Genomic DNA, 16,612 nt, shown 5'->3' on the forward strand with positions numbered 1-16,612 from the left:
CGCCGGCCCGTTTTCGTTAGCCTGGGCCGATGCCGTTGCTCGGACCAGCTGATCCGCTGCCGCACGTGCCCCGGCGCATCCTCGTCGCCGGAAACGCCGGATCCGGCAAGTCGACCCTGTGCCGCCGCATCGCCGGGCAGCACGGCGTCCGGTACGTGGAGCTGGACGGCCTCTACTGGGGTCCACAGTGGACACCGCGGCCGGAGTTCGCCGCCGACGTGGCGGCGTTCGCGGACTCCGGCGGGTGGGTGACGGAGTTCCAGTACAACGAGGTGCGCCCGCAGCTCCTCGCGCGGGCGGACACGCTGGTGTGGCTCGACCACCCGTTCCCGGTGGTGATGGGCCGGCTGGTCGGCAGGACGATCCGGCGCCGGGCGGGGCGGGTGGAGTTGTGGAACGGTAACCAGGAGTCGTCGCTGTGGTCGGTGTTCACGGACCCCGAGCACATCCTGCGGTGGGGCTGGAAGACGTACGGGCGCAACCGGGCCAGGGTGCGCGGGCTCGTCGACCAGGTCGTGGTGGTGCGGTTGAGCGGGCAGGGGCAGGTGGAACGGTGGCTGACCGGCCCGTTGGCCGCCGTGGGTGAGGAGCGTGCACGGTGAGGACTGCGCTGGTGCTCGGCGGGAGCGGGATGTTGGCGGGCTGCGCGGGGAGGCTGGTCGCGCGCGGGTGGCAGGTGGTGCTGCCGTGCCGCAACCGGCCGCTGGCCGCGGACGAGGGACCGGGCAGGGCGGCGCGGGCGTCGTTGTCGAGGGGCCACCGCCCGACCTGGGTGAAGGCGGACTGGGCCAAGCCCCGCGAGCTGGCGGGCGAGGTCGAGTACGAGCTGGCCGGCCGCCAGGTGAACCTGCTCGTTGCGTGGGTGCACGACAGCTACCGCGTGGACGTGCTGAGCGCCGTCGAGCACCTGCTGGCCGAGAACGCGCCGGTGGTGGAGGTGCACACGTCCGCACCGGTACCAGACCCGGTGCTCGGGCACCCGACCCAGCAGGTGCTGCTCGGCCACTTCGCGCACGACGCCGCCCGGCACACGAGCGAAGCCGTGCTGGACGCCGTCGTGCGCGCGCTGGAGGGTAAGGCACCCTCGCTGCACCTGGTCGGTTTCTAGCCCTCGGCGATCTGCGCGCGCCGTCCGGGTGGTGAGCTCGGCACTGCACGTCCTGATCGGACTGACGACGGTCAGCGTCGCGGACGGTCATCGGCTGGTTCGTCCCGCTCCTGAACGTGGACCTGCCCGGCGTGTCGACGCAGTACGTCAGCCGTCCGCCGGTCCAGGACGGCGGGCCTGTCCGAGTCCACGCACCAGGAGCATGACCGACTCGCGCACCTCCGCCCGTGACCGCTCCGGCTGGAACACCTGCCAGTCGAGCGCGATCACGAGCAGCGTGCCGAACAACGCCGCCGACGCGGTGCCGACCTCCACGCCCTCCGGCAGGCGGCCCGCGTCGGCCAGGCGCTTCATCTGACCGCGCACGATCGACACGATGTCGTCGCGCAGCAGCGACAACGTCCCGTGCCACTGGCCCGGCGTCCGCCACAGCTCCGACACCAGCAACTGGCCGAACGCCGGGTACTCGGCCCAGAAGCCGAGCATCTGGTCGACCAGCGCCTCCAGCGAGTCCTCCGACGACTCGGCCGACTCCGCCGAGCGCAGCCGGCCCGCGAGGATCTCCACCCCGTGGTGCAGCAGCGCCTCTACCAGCGCGTCCTTCGAGGCGAAGTTGTAGTAGATCGTGCCCTTGGCGACGCCCGCCTCCGCGGCGATCTCGTCGACCGTCACCGAGGCCGCGCCCCGTTCGCCGACCAGCTTCAACGCCGCGTCGAAGAGCTTCTGCTTCGTCGCCGTCGTCCGCGCGCTCACAGCACGAGCTCCGGCTTGAGCTTCGAGGGTGTCCACACCCGCTGCTTGTAGGCCGCCACGGACGACAAGGCTAGGGCCCCGGCCAGCCAGGCGAGAAGGATCAGGGCGTCCTGACCCACGCTGCCCAGGTCGCCGCCGTACATCAGATGACGCAGACCGTCGACCGCGTAGCCCATCGGCAGGCCGTAGTGCAGCGGGTACAGCGGCACCGGGATCGTCTGCCACGGGAACGTGCCACCCGCGCTGACCAGCTGCAGGATGAGCAGGATCAGGCCCAGGAACTTGCCGACGGCACCGAACGCGGCGTTCAGTGCGTGCAGGATCGCGACGAACGTGAGTGACATCAGCACGAGGAACGCGAACGTGCCGATGGGGTTCGACGGCTCGATGTCCACCACGAACCGCACGACCGAAAACATCACGAGCACCTGCACGACACCGAGCAACGCACCCGGCAGCCAGCCGCCCAACGCCACGCGCAACGCCGATTGGCCAGCGGCCAGCGCACGGCGTGAGAGCGGGCGCAGCAGCAGGAAGAGCACGAACGCTCCGATCCACGTCGCAAGGCCGAGGAAGAACGGAGCCAGACCGGCGCCATAAGTGGCCGCCTTCGTCTGCGACAGGCCCTTCACCGCCACCGGGTCACCAATGGCCTTCGCGATCGCCTCACGCGTCGGGTCGTCGGCGTTCGGGATCTTGCCGACGCCGCCGGTCAGGCCGTCGCGCAGCTGGGCCGACCCGTCCGCGAGCTTCGCGGCACCGTCCTTGAGCTGCGGAGTGCCGGTCGCCGCCTGTTGCAGGCCGGTGCGGAGCTGCGCGTTGCCGTCGGCGAGCTTGGTGGCGCCGTCGTCGAGCTTCGCGATGCCGTCCACCAGGGCGGGCATCTTCGACGACAGCTGCGCGGCGCCATCCGCGACCTGGTCCGCGCCGGTCGCGAGCTTGCGCAGGTTGCCGGCCGCGCCCTGGACCTTGCCGTTGGCGTTGTCGAGCGGCTGGCGAGCCTGGGTGAGGGTGGTCATCACGCGCTGCACCTGTTCCTCGGTGAACCCCAGAGCGCGCAACCGGTTCGCGACGTCCCCGTTGAGCTGGTCGAGCCCGCCGACGAGGGTCTGGGCCAGCTTCGCGTACGCCTCGGCCTCGGCCGCGGCGGTCTCGTTGCCGTCCGCGACCTGACGCGCGCCGTCGGCGACCTTCTGCGCACCGGCGGGCAGCGGCTGGGTCTGTGACCGGAGCTCGTGCAGGCCGTCGCGCAGCTGGGCGGCACCGGTCGCGGCGGTCGCGGCGCCGGTGGAGAGCTGCTGCACGCCGGTGTCGAGCTCGGTCAGCTTGTCGCGCAGCTGGGCGTTGCCGTCGGCCAGCTGGGTGGCGCCGTCCGCGGCCTTGGTGGTCTCCTGGCGGATCGTGGAGAAGCCGAGCAGCAACCGGTCGGCGGCCTCGGTGGAGACCTTCTCGGTCACCGCCCGGCGCACTTCGGAGACGACCTGGTTCGCGATGGTGCTGCCGAGGTAGTTGTTGGCGTCGTTGGTCGTGAGGGTGAGCACGCCCTGGCGCGGCTTCATGTCCGCCGGTGAGGTGAGCGCCTCGGAGAAGTCCTCCGGCAACGTCAGCGCGAAGACGTACTTGCCCTTGCGCACGCCCTCGTCGGCCTCCTCGCCGCTCGCGACGACCTGCCAGTTGAACTTCTTGCCGTTGAGCAGCTCGTCGGCGACGTCCTTGCCGGCGTTGAGGTCCTGGGTGCCGCGGTCCTGCACGACCAGCGCGGCCGGGACGTTGTTCAGGTTCGCGTACGGGTCCTTGTTGGCGTACAGGTAGAGCGACGCGTACAGCAGCGGCACCAGGGCCAGTGCGAGGACCGCGAGCCGGGGCAGGGTGCCGGAGGTGATCCGGCGCAGTTCGTTGAAGGCCATGCGAAGGGCGCTCATGCGGTGATCTCCATCTTGGTGTCGTTGTCCTCACCAAGGCGCGCGTGCGGGATGTCGAGGAGCTGAGCGGAGGAGTTCGAGCACAGGGCGACCACGGACCGTTCGGGGGTCACGTGGTCATGCGCCAAGGCGAACCACTCGCGCGGATTCGGGTGGTAGCGGTCCGGGCAGTCGAGGACCAGCGTCGTCACGTCAGGGCGTGCGGCGGCCAGTTCGAGCATCACGGCGCACCGCGTCTGCGGTGGCACGAACTCAAACCGCTTCGATGCGTGTTCATCGGCCGCGTGCTCGACCAACCAGTCGTGCACGGCCTTCTTGCCGGAGGGCATGTCGTTCATGGCGAGCTCCTCGCCGACGACGGCGGCCAGCGTGAGCGCGTCCTCCGGCTCGTTCACCTCGGGGGCGTCGACGAGGACGACGAGCCTGCGCAGCGTCTTGAGGTCCGGCGTGACGGTGCCGGTGGAGGGCTTCATCCGGCCGGAGAGCAGCAGGCCGAGAGCCGTGTGACCGGTGCCGGGGTCGCCCGCGACGAGGGTCAGCTCGCCCGGCTTCACGGTCAGCGAGGTCGGGCGGAGCAGGGGACCATGAGCCCCGTTGACGCCGGCGCGGTGAGCGCGGATCTCCACGGCTTTACCTTCCGTTTAAACTGACCGGTCAGTACAAATTCTCGCGCAGACCTCTCCGCGGGGCAACTCGGACACAGGTCACCGAAGGCCGGAGGCGGGGCGTACTTCCCAGACGGTCCACAGCGGGCGGTAGCCCTGACGTGGCCAGAACACGCTGCTCAACGGGTTCGGCGGGTTGTAGTAGAGGTAGGTGCCGACCACGCCCGTGCGATGCAGCTCATGGTGGGCGTGGGCGACGAGCTGCTGCCCGACGCCGCTGCCGCGGGCGCCGGGCAGCACCGAGACGCAGTTCACGTACCCCCAGCGGCCTTGGGGGAGCCGCAGCGCCGCGCTGGTGCCCGGCTCGGACACCACGATCGCGCACTCGACGAGGCCGACCGCGATGCCGTCGCGCTCGGCCAGCCAGATCGGGCTCGCGTTGTTCAGGCGTTCGGTGAGCGCGCGCCGTTTGAGGGCCGGGGCCTCCGGTCGCACGATCGTGGAGCCGACCAGGGACGAGTACTCCAGCTCGGCCAGCGACAGCTCCACCACGCTGTCCAGGTCGCTCAGGGTGGCGCGGCGGATCGTGAGCGTGCGCGGCATGGGTGACACGGGGGTGCGCAACCGGACGCCGAGCACCGACAACGGCACCAGGCCGTGGTCGAGGAACGCGCGCGCTGCGACCGTGTCACGGCTCGGCCAGTGCACGACGCACGCCGTGTCCTCACCTATCTCCTGCGTGTCGAGGTACCGGCGGAACCGGCTGAGCAGCGCGTCCATGCCCTGGGCGGTGCCGACCAGTGGCAGCAGCTCCCAGACCTCGGCCGCGCTCCACAGCCTCGTCGTGGAGTGCGGCTCGAACGACTCGTGGCAGATCACCCCGGCCACGCGGGTGCCGTCGGCGAGCGCGGCGGTGACCACGTGGCCGTCGCCAGGGGGCTCGGCGGCAGGGGGCAGCAGCGGGTCCAGTGCGGCGAAGCGTGCTGACTGGGCCGCCACGAGTCCGCGTGCCGAGCTCATGACACCGCAGACTACGACGTCAGACGGGTGCGGAAGATCGCGGTGCCGGGGAAGAGCTTGCCCCGCAGAGGGCTCCACTGGCCCCAGTTGCGGGTGTGCCCCTTCGGCCACTCCGGCTCGACGAGGTCCTCCAGCGCGAAGCCGGTCGCCGTGAGCGCCCTGACGTAGTCGCCGAGCGTGCGGTGGTGCTCGACGTAGGTGGCCTGGCCCTGCGCGTCCACCTCCACGTAGGGGGTGCGGTCGAAGTACGACTGGGTGACCGTGAGCCCGAGCGGGCCGGGGTCGTCGGGGAAGATCCACCGCATCGGGTGGTTGACGGCGAACACCCACGGCGCGCCCGGCCGGAGCACGCGGGCGACCTCGCTGAAGACCTGCTGGACGTCCGCGACGAACGGGACGGCCCCGAACGCCGAGCAGGCGCCGTCGAAGGTGGCGGTCCGGAACGGCAGCTGGTCCGCGCTCGCCTGCACCAGCGGGACGTCGATGCCGGTCTTGGCGTTGTTCTCGCGCGCGTGGCGGAGCATGCCCTCGGAGATGTCGAGCGCGGTCACGTCGGCGCCGTTCGCCTTGAGCCAGCGGGCGCACGGGGCACTGCCGCTGCCCACCTCCAGGATGCGCTGACCTGCGACTTCTCCGAGAAAGCGGGTGTCCTCCTCGCGGAGGCCCTCCGGGCACCAGACGAAGTCCGCCGCGCCCAGGAAGTCGCCGTGCGTGTCGTGGTAGGAGTCCGCGTCCGCGTCCCACCAGATGCGGTTCGCCACGCGTGACTCGGCGGCGCCGGCACCGCGCTTGACGATGCCGGCCGTGCCGAGCGCTTGTTCCGCGCTCGCGTGCTGGTTGGACACACTGCTCCTTCACGTGGGGGCTGGTTTGCTTGCGCCTCTGGCGGCCGCGTACGATATCGCGTGCGTAGTGGGTTAGTGCTGCCCATGATCCAAACGGTCGGGGATTTCCAGGTCGCTGCGACGCTGCGCGCGCACCACTACCACTCATTAATGCCAATCCGTACCGGAGCCACCTACCTAATGTCCACCGACACCACCACCGCCCCCGTTGCCGCTGCGCCCAAGCAGGTCGCGATCAACGACATCGGGACGGAGGAGGACTTCCTCGCTGCTATCGACGCGACGATCAAGTACTTCAACGATGGCGACATCGTTGAAGGCACGATCGTCAAGGTCGACCGGGACGAGGTCCTGCTCGACATCGGCTACAAGACCGAGGGCGTCATCCCCTCGCGTGAACTGTCGATCAAGCACGACGTCGACCCCAACGAGGTCGTCAAGGTCGGTGACGAGGTCGAGGCACTTGTTCTCCAGAAGGAGGACAAGGAAGGCCGTCTGATCCTCTCCAAGAAGCGCGCCCAGTACGAGCGCGCCTGGGGCACCATCGAGGCCCTCAAGGAGAAGGACGAGCCCGTCAAGGGCACGGTCATCGAGGTCGTCAAGGGTGGTCTCATCCTGGACATCGGTCTCCGCGGCTTCCTCCCCGCCTCCCTCGTCGAGATGCGTCGCGTCCGCGACCTCCAGCCGTACGTCGGCCGTGAGCTCGAGGCGAAGATCATCGAGCTGGACAAGAACCGCAACAACGTGGTCCTGTCCCGCCGCGCGTGGCTGGAGCAGACCCAGTCCGAGGTCCGCAGCGAGTTCCTCAACCAGCTGCAGAAGGGCCAGGTCCGCAAGGGCGTCGTGTCCTCGATCGTCAACTTCGGTGCCTTCGTGGACCTGGGTGGCGTCGACGGTCTCGTCCACGTCTCGGAGCTGTCCTGGAAGCACATCGACCACCCGTCCGAGGTCGTCGAGGTCGGCCAGGAGGTCACGGTCGAGGTCCTGGACGTCGACATGGAGCGCGAGCGCGTCTCCCTGTCGCTGAAGGCGACCCAGGAAGACCCGTGGCGCCAGTTCGCCCGGACCCACGCGATCGGCCAGATCGTGCCGGGCAAGGTCACCAAGCTGGTTCCGTTCGGTGCGTTCGTCCGCGTGGACGAGGGCATCGAGGGCCTGGTCCACATCTCCGAGCTGGCCGAGCGCCACGTCGAGATCCCGGAGCAGGTCGTCCAGGTCGGCGACGACGTCATGGTCAAGGTCATCGACATCGACCTCGACCGCCGTCGCATCTCGCTGTCGCTCAAGCAGGCCAACGAGGGCTTCACGGTCGACACCGAGTTCGACCCGACCCAGTACGGCATGGCCGCCGAGTACGACGACCAGGGCAACTACATCTACCCCGAGGGCTTCGACCCGGAGACCCAGGAGTGGCAGGACGGCTTCGACAAGCAGCGTGAGGAGTGGGAGCGCCAGTACGCCGAGGCGCACACTCGTTACGAGGCCCACATGAAGCAGATCCGCAAGGCCGCCGAGGCCGAGGAAGAGGCAACGGCCGAGGGTGCGGGCAACTACACCTCCGGTGGCGACGCCCCGTCCGCTTCGGTGGGCGCGCCGGCTCAGTCCGGTGGCACGCTGGCCTCTGACGAGCAGCTCGCGGCGCTCCGCGAGAAGCTGTCGGGCGGCATGTGAGTCGCACCGGCTCCTTCGGGTAGCTGACTGACGAAGGCCCCCGCACCTCACGGTGCGGGGGCCTTCGCCGTTCGCGGGGCCCGCCCTTGGGGGCGTGCTGTGCCGAACCTGGCGGTTCGGGTGTTCCTGGGGCTCCGCCCCAGACCCCGACACTCCCGAAGAAGCCCTCCACCTCCGCCACTCTCAGGTAGATGGCACGCCTGTTGCTCAGAGCGGCTGCGCGTTGCGTAGGTGCTTGCGGAACCGCCCGAGGAAAGGCTGACCGGGACGAAGGCTTCGAAGCCTCGCCTCCGGCTCGAACAATCCGCGCCGGCCGTCGTCCGACCGGGATTCCGCGCCACCCGTTCACTCTGTGGTGGAGGCCTGAGTCCGTTGTGTAGGTTGACAAACCTATGCGTGGGATAAGTCTCTTCATGGCACTGGGCGCGGTCGCCTTCACCGCCGCCTGCTCGTCCGCGAGCCCGCAGACCCAGTCGCCACCGCCGCAGATTCCGAAGATCAACCCGCCGACCAGTGCGTCGAAGGTCCCGGCGATGGTCGACCGGCCCGCGCTGCCCGACGACTGCGATCTCGTGGTCGACGCCGATTCGATGAACGCGATCATCGGGCAGGAGATGCCGGGTGTGCCGCAGATCATCATCGGCATCAAGGAGCCGAGCATCGGGCGCACCGGGAAGATCGACTGCTACTACGGCATCCCCGCCAAGCAGGGGCTGCCGGCCGCGAAGATCGTCATCGGGCTGTCCACCTACACCGATGAGCTCACGGCGCGTACGCGGGTCACGGAGAGCGTGGAGGCGGAGCGGCAGGACGGGGCGAAGATCACCGAGGTGGACGTCGGCAAGCAGAAGGGGACGCTGGTCGAGGGCAAGGACGAGCAGTTGCTGATCGGGTCCTTGGGCAAGTCGACGTTCGTGGTGCGGTCGCGGAACAACTTCGTGCCACGCGAGAACCTCATGAAGATCCTGCCGCCGCTGGCTCAGCGGGCGATGACGCCGCCGGTCTAGCGTTGATGATCGTGTCCAAAGCGGACTGGGCGGCGACCAGGGCGGCGATGGACTCGGAGATGCGGGCGCGTTCCACGAGCAGTTCGTCGACGAGCTCGGGGCAGATCGAGGCGATGAGGCGTTCGCCGTCCACGCCCATGCACGGCAGCACGTCGGCGATCGTGGCCGTCGACAGGCCCGCCGCGAGCAGGTTGCGGATGTGGGCGACCCGCAGGACGTCGTCTTCGGTGTACTCGCGGTAGCCGCTGGGCAGACGCGTCGGCGTCAGCAGGTCTTGTTCCTCGTAGTAGCGCAGCAGCCGTTGGCTGACGCCCGTGCGTCGGGCGAGGTCGCCTATTCGCATGATTTCCCCCTTGACTCTCACACCCATGTGAGACTTTAGCGTCGCGGCATGACTGTGAGATCAACTGAACGGGCCTGGCTCGGGCTCGCCGTCCTCACCCTGCCGACGGCCTTGCTGGCCATGGACATCACGATCCTCTACCTCGCGTCCCCGCACCTCGCGCGGAGCCTGCAGCCGACCGGCACGGAGCTGCTCTGGATCCTCGACAGCTACGGGTTCGTGCTCGCGGCGCTGCTCATCCCGATGGGCGTGCTCGGTGACCGCATCGGGCGGCGGAGGTTGTTGCTCATCGGTGCCGGCGCGTTCGCGGTCGCGTCGGTCGGAGCTGCCTACGCGCCGACGCCGGAAGCGCTGATCGCGGCACGGGCGCTGCTGGGTGTGGCCGGGTCGACGTTGATGCCCTCGACGCTCGCCCTCATCAGTTCGCTCTTCCCCGATCCGGTGCGCCGGGGCACGGCGATCGGGGTGTGGGCGGCGGCGATGTCGGGTGGTGTCGCGCTTGGGCCCGTGGTCGGTGGGCTGCTGCTGCAGACGTGGTGGTGGGGAGCGGCGTTTCTGATCGCGGTGCCGGTCATGGGGCTGTTGCTGGTCTTCGGGCCGTTCGTGCTGCCGGAACACCGTGGGCCTGCACAGCGCGTGGACCTGGTGAGCGTGGCGTTGGTACTGGTGGCGACGGTGCTGACCGTTTACGGCATCAAGCACTTCGACGTGGTCCCCGCGCTCGCCGGGGTGGTGGTCGCGGTGGTCTTCGTGCGGCGGCAGGGGAAGGTCGAACGGCCGCTCGTGGACGTCGGGTTGTTCCGCGGGCGGTTCGGGCGGGCGATCGTGGTGCTGGTGGTGGACGCGGCGCTGACGGCGGGTGTGTACCTGCTGGTGACGCGGCAGCTGCAGGAACGGTGGTCGCCGTTGGAGGCCGGGCTGTGGTTGTTGCCGGCCGCGGTGGCCATGGTCGTCACGTCGGTGCTCGCGCCGAGGCTTGCCGCGCGGTTCGGTGGTGGGCGGGTGGTGGCGGTGTCGTTGCTGGTGGCGGCGGTGGGATTCGTGCTCGTGCCGCACGCGGTGGTGGTGGGGATCCTCGTGGTCTACCTGGGGCAGGGGCCGGTGATGGCGTTGAGCACCGACCTCGTCGTCGGGGCGGCGCCGCGGGAGAAGGCGGGTGCGGCGGCGGCGTTGTCGGAGACCGGGACCGAGTTCGGGCTGGCGCTCGGCGTCGCGGTGATCGGGACGGCGGCTGCCGCCGCGAGCTTCGGTGCGATCGGGGTCGTGGCGGCGGTGATCTCGGTTCTGCTCGCCGTCGTCGCCCGGCTAACCTGACCTGCATGCTCAGGGTGGGGTTGACCGGGGGGATCGGGTCGGGCAAGTCGACGGTCGCGCGGCTGCTGGCGGAACGCGGCGCGATGATCATCGACGCGGACAAGCTCGCGCGGGAGGTGCTGGAGCCGGGCACCGAAGGCCTCGCCGAGGTCGTGAAGGCGTTCGGTGAGGACGTCCTCAACGCCGACGGCACGCTGAACCGGGCGGCGCTGGCGGCCAAGGCGTTCGCGACCGAGGAGGCTCGGCAGACGCTCAACGGCATCACGCACCCGCGGATCGGGCGGCTGACCGCCGAACGCATGGCGGCCGCGCCCGAGGACGGCATCGTGGTGCACGACATCCCGTTGCTGGTGGAACGGGACATGGCGGCCGCATATCACCTGGTCATCGTGGTGTACGCGGACGCGGAGACGCGGCTGCGGCGCCTCGTCACGAGCCGGGGCATGGACGAGGACGACGCACGTCAGCGGATCGCGGCGCAGGCCACCGACGAGCAGCGGCGGGCCGTGGCAGACGTGTGGCTGGACAACTCCGGCGAGGTGCCGGACGTGACGGGGTTGTGGGACCGGCTGGTCGGGTTCGAGAAGAACGTGCGCACGCAGACGTACGCGTCGGGGCGGCCGGTCGTGGTGCCGTACGACGAACGCTGGCCCGCGCAGGCGAAGCGGCTCGCCCGGCGGATCAGCCTCGCCGCGGGCGGGCGGCACGTCGAGCACATCGGGTCGACCAGCGTTCCCGGTCTCGCGGCCAAGGACGTGCTGGACTTCCAGCTCGCCGTCGAGGACGTGGAGACGGCCGACGGGTTGCGGGAAGTGCTGGCACAGGCCGGTTTCCCGTACGTGGGGCCGTACGAGGACACGCCGCGCGGTGACGGCTGCTGGGACAAGAGGCTGCACGCGGGCGCGGATCCGGGGCGGCGGGTGAACCTGCACCTGCGGGTCCGGGGTGCGGCGAACTGGCAGTGGGCGGTGGACTTCCGCGACTGGCTGCGGCACGACGCGCAGGCGCGCGAGGAGTACGCGAACGTCAAGCTCGAGCTGTCCCAGCGGTTTGCGGCCGACAGCACCGGGTTCGCCTACGGTGACGCGAAGGAGCCGTTCATGGAGGCGGCCGTGGAGCGGGTCAAGGCCTACAGGGGCGGCCAGGCGTCGTAGATGCCGTGCCAGGTCAGCCACGACGTGAGGTTGTGGTTGACGTCGCTGAGCTCTTCGAGGGTGCGGTGGACCGTGCGCAGCGCCTGGTCGGCGTCGCCCGGCTGCAGCACGCGACCCGCGACGGCCGCGGCGAACTCCTCGCTGCGCACGATGCGGGCCGTGGTGCCGCCGGGAACGGCCAGGCCCAGCAACAGGTCCGTGGTCTGCCAGTGGCGGTGGTCGCGTTCGACGCGCACGGCGGTCAGCACGCTCGGGCCACTGCGCGCGTGCCGGGAACGTGGGTGGAAGGCCGTGAGCCGCACGCCCAGATCGGGCAGCAGCCACGTCACCTCGGAGTCGGAGAACGGGTCCTCCGGTGTGGGGTGCTCGATGCGCAGACCCCAGCGTTCGACGTGGCACGAACTGAGGTGCCGCATGCCGCCGGACGAATAGCTGCGAACGCCCGAAATGGTGTCGACGGTGTCGACCAGCTGAGGTGTAGTGACCGCTCCCACACCGCCGAGGGTAGTCAAATATGTGCTTGCAGTTACCCGTCAGATCGATTTGTTACGTCACGGTCAGATGACGACTACACTCTGTGTATCAACGCCAGGTCGTGGAGCAACCCGAATAGGCGAGCCATCTGACTACATCGTGACCGTGTGCTGAAATACCGGACACCGCCGCATAGGTGGTTTCCAACGCCCATTGCGCGCGTTCCGCGGAGATCAGGTTGTGCTGGACCGCGGAGATCAGCTCGTCGGTGTCGAGCACGGTGGTGCTGCGGCCCGTCCGGACCAGCAGGTCGAGGTAGAGATCGGTCGTCCTCCACACGCTGCCGATCGCCGAGATCTCCACGACGTCGACGTAGAAGTCGAAGTCCTGCTCGTGGCCGCGGTGCCAGGACTGGCGGGTGACCCGCAGGTTCAGCTTGGGCACGAACCAGCTCTCGAAGTGGCTGATCTTCGGGTGCCCGGCGAGCGGCCGGAACATGTAGAGGCCCGTCGGGGTGAGGCGGTACTCGTCGACGCTCCTCAGCTGCCCCTTGGGGTCGGTGTTGCTCTTGGCGTCCAGGTCGAAGTACTCGATCTTCGGCGGATGGATGTGTGCCACGTCAGCGATACTGCCACCACTTTCGTCAACGGCCACTTAGGATCTCGCGCATGTTCGGGATCATCCGCCCCTGCCGCAACAGACTGGGCGCTGAGCTGCGGTCCGCGTGGCTCGCGCACCTGTGCGGGATGTGCTTGTCGTTGCGTGACGAGCACGGTCATCTGTCACGTCTGGTCACCAACTACGACGGGTTGATGATCTCGGCCGTGGTCGAGGCGCAGACCGGGTTGTCGCGCCGCTCGGCCGGGCCGTGTGCGTTGCGGGGCATGAAGTCCGCGGACGTGGCCGTCGGGTCGGGTGCGCGGCTGGCGGCGTCGGTGTCGCTGGTGCTGGCGTCGTTGAAGATCCACGACCACGTGGACGACGGGGACGGGCTCGCCGGGCGGGTCGGCTGGGCGGGGCGCGCGGTGGCCCAGCGGTGGGCGGCCAAGGGCGTCGGCACGGCGTCCGACCTGGGGTTCGACGCGTCGGTGATGGTCGACTCGGTGCGGCGGCAGACAATCGTCGAGGCGGCGGCGGGGCTGGGCAGCTCGGTGCTGGTGGTGACCGAGCCGACGGAGACCGCGACCGGGTTCGCGGTGGCGCAGACGGCGATCATCGCGGGGCGGCCGGCGAACGCGGAGCCGTTGCGCGAGGTCGGGCGGCTGTTCGGGCGGGTCGCGCACCTGATCGACGCGGTGGAGGACCTGGAGGAGGACCGGGCGGCGGGAGCGTGGAACCCGTTGCTGGCCACCGGGACGACGGTGCAGGAGGCGCACCGGCTGTGCCTGGACGCGTTGGCGGGGATCAGGCTCGCGCTGGCCGAGGTGGAGTTCGTGGACGGGCGGCTGGTACACAAACTGCTGGTGCACGAGCTGGAGGAGTCGGTCGTCCGGGCGTTCGGCAAGCGGAAGCGGCACCAGTACCCGCCGGGCAAGCCGCGCTGGTCGGACCCCGGCAGCGGGCTGTGGGCGTACCCGAGGCTGAACTGGCAGCGTCAGCCGCGCGGGTGCTTCACGGGGTGCGGGGCGTTCCTCTACATGTGCGGCACGTGCCAGTTCTGCTGCCGCGACCCGTTCCCGGGGCCGTGGAGCGACAAGCGGCGCGACGGGTGCGACGGCGGCGACTGCGGCCCGAACTGTGACTGCGACTGCAGCTGCTGATCATGCCGTCAAGGGGTGCTGACCAGGCGCAATCTGAAATTGTCAGACCCCCGGCGTAACGTGCTTCCCGTGGCATTCGCAACCGAGCTCCCACCAGAGGAGAGCACCGTCAAGGCGCACTCCGAGCACCGTCCCGTCGGCGAGATCACCCGGACCGGCGGGCAGTTCCGCGTGGTCAGCGACTACGTGCCGGCGGGCGACCAGCCGGCCGCCATCGCCGATCTGGAGAGGCGGGTGCGCTCGGGCGAGCGCGACGTCGTGCTGCTCGGTGCCACCGGTACCGGCAAGTCGGCGACGACGGCGTGGCTGGTCGAGAAGCTGCAGCGGCCGACGCTGGTCATGGCGCCGAACAAGACGCTGGCCGCGCAGCTGGCGAACGAGCTGAAGGAGCTCTTCCCGCACAACGCGGTGGAGTACTTCGTCAGCTACTACGACTACTACCAGCCAGAGGCGTACATCCCGCAGACGGACACCTACATCGAGAAGGACTCCTCGATCAACGAGGACGTCGAGCGGCTGCGACACTCCGCCACCATGTCGCTGCTGACCCGGCGCGACGTCATCGTGGTCGCCTCCGTCTCGTGCATCTACGGCCTCGGCACCCCGCAGTCCTACCTCGACCGCTCGATCCCGCTGGCCGTGGGCGCCGAGGTGGAGCGCGACAAGTTCCTGCGCGCCCTGGTCGACGTGCAGTACAGCCGCAACGACATGTCGTTCACCCGTGGCTCGTTCCGGGTGCGCGGCGACACGGTGGAGATCATCCCGTCCTACGAGGAGCTCGCCGTGCGCGTCGAGTTCTTCGGCGACGAGATCGACAAGCTCTACTACCTGCACCCGCTGACCGGTGACGTGGTGCGCGAGGTCGACGACCTGCGGATCTTCCCTGCCACCCACTACGTCGCGGGCCCGGAGCGCATGGAGCGCGCGATCCGCGACATCGAGGCGGAGCTGGAGACGACGCTCGCCCAGATGGAGCGCCAGGGCAAGCTGCTCGAAGCCCAGCGCCTGCGCATGCGCACGTCCTACGACATCGAGATGATGCGCCAGGTCGGCTTCTGCAACGGCATCGAGAACTACTCGCGCCACATCGACGGCCGCGGCCCCGGCACCGCACCGGCCACGCTGCTCGACTACTTCCCCGACGACTTCCTGATGGTCATCGACGAGTCGCACGTGACCGTCCCGCAGATCGGCGGCATGTACGAGGGCGACGCCTCCCGCAAGCGCAACCTCGTCGAACACGGCTTCCGCCTCCCGTCCGCGCTCGACAACCGCCCGCTGACGTGGGAGGAGTTCGCCGACCGCATCGGCCAGGTCGTCTACCTCTCCGCCACGCCGGGCCCCTACGAGCTGGGCCAGTCCGGCGGCGAGTTCGTCGAGCAGGTCATCCGCCCCACCGGCCTGGTCGACCCCGAGGTCGTCGTGAAGCCGACCGAGGGCCAGATCGACGACCTGGTCCACTCCATCCGCGAACGGGCAGAGCGCGACGAGCGCGTCCTGGTCACCACCCTGACCAAGAAGATGGCCGAGGACCTCACCGACTACCTCCTCGAACTCGGCATCCGCGTCCGCTACCTCCACTCCGAGGTCGACACGCTGCGCCGCGTCGAACTGCTCCGCCAGCTCCGCCTGGGCGAGTACGACGTCCTCATCGGCATCAACCTGCTGCGCGAGGGCCTCGACCTCCCCGAGGTCTCCCTGGTCGCCATCCTCGACGCGGACAAGGAAGGCTTCCTGCGCTCCGGCACCTCCCTGGTGCAGACGATCGGCCGCGCGGCCCGCAACGTCTCCGGCGAGGTCCACATGTACGCGGACCGCATCACCGACTCCATGCGCCACGCCATCGACGAAACCAACCGCCGCCGCGCCAAGCAGGTCGCCTACAACGAGGAACGCGGCCTCGACCCCCAACCGCTCCGCAAGAAGATCACCGACATCCTCGAAGCCGTCTACTCCGAGGCCGACGACGTCCCGGTCGGCGGCTCCGGCCGCAACCAGTCCCGCGGCAAACGCGCCACCGGCGAAAGCGGCCGCTCCTCCGGCGTCCTGCAGTCCCACGAACGCGCCGGCATGGCCCGGTCGGAGCTGGCCGACCTGGTGCAGCAGCTGACGGACCAGATGATGAACGCAGCCCGGGACCTGCAGTTCGAGCTGGCGGCGCGGCTGAGGGACGAGATCCAGGACCTGAAGAAGGAGCTGCGGGGGATGGATGCGGCGGGCGTGAAGTAAAGGCTTGCTCAGAGGGCGCCGGACGGCGCGCTCGGGGTTGTGGTGGCTTGGGGTGCGGGCTGGGGTCCGCACCTGGTCGATCACCTTGGGTGCGTGGTTGATCAGACACTGGCCGAAATTGTGGAGTTCATCGCCGCTTCGCGACGATAGCGATTGGGGCTTGACTTCGAGCCTCTGGCGGGGCGATGCATCGGCCTTCAAAAGCCGGGCTGAAAAGAGCCCGGCCGTTCCGAACCAAGCGTATCGCCCCGCACTCAAAGTCAAGCCCCAATCGCGATGCCGGTGGGTGTCACCGCTACCCGTCGCTGCAGGTTGAAACGCCTCGCCTCCGGCTCGATGAGGCTCGCCCGGCGGGGACGGGTCGATTCGTCTCGCTTCGCTCGATCACCTGGCCTGGCCCAGGCATG

The 16,612-nt window shown here is 69.5% G+C and carries 16 protein-coding genes; 8 read left to right on the plus strand and 8 right to left on the minus strand.

Going from position 1 to position 16,612, the window contains the following annotated elements; translation table 11 throughout:
* The first annotated feature begins 29 nt into the window (after positions 1–29).
* Together BBK82_RS24020 and BBK82_RS24025 are read left to right on the plus strand one after the other, a co-directional pair.
* Positions 30–602, plus strand: a complete 573-nt coding sequence (locus BBK82_RS24020; RefSeq protein ID WP_065917019.1) for a P-loop NTPase family protein — start codon at positions 30–32, stop codon at positions 600–602.
* A complete protein-coding gene (locus BBK82_RS24025) occupies positions 599–1,108 on the plus strand; it encodes a Rossmann-fold NAD(P)-binding domain-containing protein (RefSeq protein ID WP_237048342.1) in 510 nt (169 codons plus the stop codon). Before BBK82_RS24020 ends, BBK82_RS24025 begins: the two co-directional genes overlap by 4 nt.
* A gap of 147 nt (positions 1,109–1,255) precedes the next feature.
* Here the strand turns inward: BBK82_RS24025 and BBK82_RS24030 are convergent, their stop codons facing one another.
* The 5 genes from BBK82_RS24030 to BBK82_RS24050 all read right to left on the minus strand — a co-directional run bounded on the left by BBK82_RS24030 (position 1,256) and on the right by BBK82_RS24050 (position 6,253).
* The gene (locus BBK82_RS24030; RefSeq protein ID WP_065917021.1) at positions 1,256–1,861 is read right to left on the minus strand and encodes a TetR/AcrR family transcriptional regulator; all 606 of its coding nucleotides are present in this window, start codon (positions 1,859–1,861) and stop codon (positions 1,256–1,258) included.
* Positions 1,858–3,783 carry a YhgE/Pip family protein gene (locus tag BBK82_RS24035; protein ID WP_065917022.1) on the minus strand — a complete coding sequence of 642 codons (1,926 nt, stop codon included), beginning with the start codon at positions 3,781–3,783 and terminating at the stop codon, positions 1,858–1,860. Before BBK82_RS24035 ends, BBK82_RS24030 begins: the two co-directional genes overlap by 4 nt.
* Positions 3,780–4,409: an ATP-binding cassette domain-containing protein gene (locus BBK82_RS24040; protein WP_065917023.1), complete on the minus strand. Its 630-nt coding sequence runs from the start codon at positions 4,407–4,409 to the stop codon at positions 3,780–3,782. The genes BBK82_RS24035 and BBK82_RS24040 overlap by 4 nt, the downstream gene beginning before the upstream one ends.
* Before the next feature lie 78 nt (positions 4,410–4,487).
* Positions 4,488–5,408 carry a GNAT family N-acetyltransferase gene (locus BBK82_RS24045; RefSeq protein WP_065917024.1) on the minus strand — a complete coding sequence of 307 codons (921 nt, stop codon included), beginning with the start codon at positions 5,406–5,408 and terminating at the stop codon, positions 4,488–4,490.
* Between the two features lie 11 nt (positions 5,409–5,419).
* On the minus strand, positions 5,420–6,253 hold the full coding sequence (locus BBK82_RS24050; protein WP_065917025.1) for a class I SAM-dependent methyltransferase: 834 nt from the start codon (positions 6,251–6,253) through the stop codon (positions 5,420–5,422).
* Between the two features lie 180 nt (positions 6,254–6,433).
* Between BBK82_RS24050 and rpsA the strand changes: the two genes are divergently transcribed.
* Positions 6,434–7,924: a 30S ribosomal protein S1 gene (gene rpsA, locus BBK82_RS24055; RefSeq protein WP_065917026.1), complete on the plus strand. Its 1,491-nt coding sequence runs from the start codon at positions 6,434–6,436 to the stop codon at positions 7,922–7,924.
* Between the two features lie 413 nt (positions 7,925–8,337).
* Positions 8,338–8,931 (plus strand): hypothetical protein, encoded by a 594-nt coding sequence (locus BBK82_RS24060; RefSeq protein WP_154697460.1) that lies wholly within the window; start codon positions 8,338–8,340, stop codon positions 8,929–8,931.
* Here the strand turns inward: BBK82_RS24060 and BBK82_RS24065 are convergent.
* Positions 8,879–9,274: a MerR family transcriptional regulator gene (locus BBK82_RS24065; RefSeq protein WP_065921309.1), complete on the minus strand. Its 396-nt coding sequence runs from the start codon at positions 9,272–9,274 to the stop codon at positions 8,879–8,881. The genes BBK82_RS24060 and BBK82_RS24065 overlap by 53 nt on opposite strands.
* A 48-nt stretch (positions 9,275–9,322) precedes the next feature.
* Between BBK82_RS24065 and BBK82_RS24070 the strand changes: the two genes are divergently transcribed.
* Together BBK82_RS24070 and coaE are read left to right on the plus strand one after the other, a co-directional pair.
* Positions 9,323–10,588 carry an MFS transporter gene (locus BBK82_RS24070; RefSeq protein WP_065917028.1) on the plus strand — a complete coding sequence of 422 codons (1,266 nt, stop codon included), beginning with the start codon at positions 9,323–9,325 and terminating at the stop codon, positions 10,586–10,588.
* A 5-nt stretch (positions 10,589–10,593) separates the two neighbouring features.
* Positions 10,594–11,742 carry a dephospho-CoA kinase gene (coaE, locus tag BBK82_RS24075; protein ID WP_065917029.1) on the plus strand — a complete coding sequence of 383 codons (1,149 nt, stop codon included), beginning with the start codon at positions 10,594–10,596 and terminating at the stop codon, positions 11,740–11,742.
* Here coaE and BBK82_RS24080 read toward each other — a convergent pair.
* Both BBK82_RS24080 and BBK82_RS24085 read right to left on the minus strand, forming a co-directional pair.
* Positions 11,718–12,236: a ribonuclease FAU-1 family protein gene (locus BBK82_RS24080; protein ID WP_065917030.1), complete on the minus strand. Its 519-nt coding sequence runs from the start codon at positions 12,234–12,236 to the stop codon at positions 11,718–11,720. The genes coaE and BBK82_RS24080 overlap by 25 nt on opposite strands.
* A gap of 88 nt (positions 12,237–12,324) precedes the next feature.
* Positions 12,325–12,834 carry a ribonuclease FAU-1 family protein gene (locus tag BBK82_RS24085; RefSeq protein WP_065917031.1) on the minus strand — a complete coding sequence of 170 codons (510 nt, stop codon included), beginning with the start codon at positions 12,832–12,834 and terminating at the stop codon, positions 12,325–12,327.
* Positions 12,835–12,884: 50 nt separating this feature from the next.
* On the opposite strand from BBK82_RS24085, the gene BBK82_RS24090 reads away from it, so the two are divergent.
* Together BBK82_RS24090 and uvrB are read left to right on the plus strand one after the other, a co-directional pair.
* Positions 12,885–13,976: a DUF5685 family protein gene (locus tag BBK82_RS24090; protein ID WP_065917032.1), complete on the plus strand. Its 1,092-nt coding sequence runs from the start codon at positions 12,885–12,887 to the stop codon at positions 13,974–13,976.
* A gap of 69 nt (positions 13,977–14,045) precedes the next feature.
* A complete protein-coding gene (gene uvrB / locus BBK82_RS24095; protein ID WP_065917033.1) occupies positions 14,046–16,205 on the plus strand; it encodes an excinuclease ABC subunit UvrB in 2,160 nt (719 codons plus the stop codon).
* Positions 16,206–16,612 lie beyond the last annotated feature (407 nt).

The sequence above is a fragment of the Lentzea guizhouensis genome (assembly GCF_001701025.1).
In the GTDB taxonomy this organism is placed as follows: Bacteria; Actinomycetota; Actinomycetes; order Mycobacteriales; family Pseudonocardiaceae; genus Lentzea; species Lentzea guizhouensis.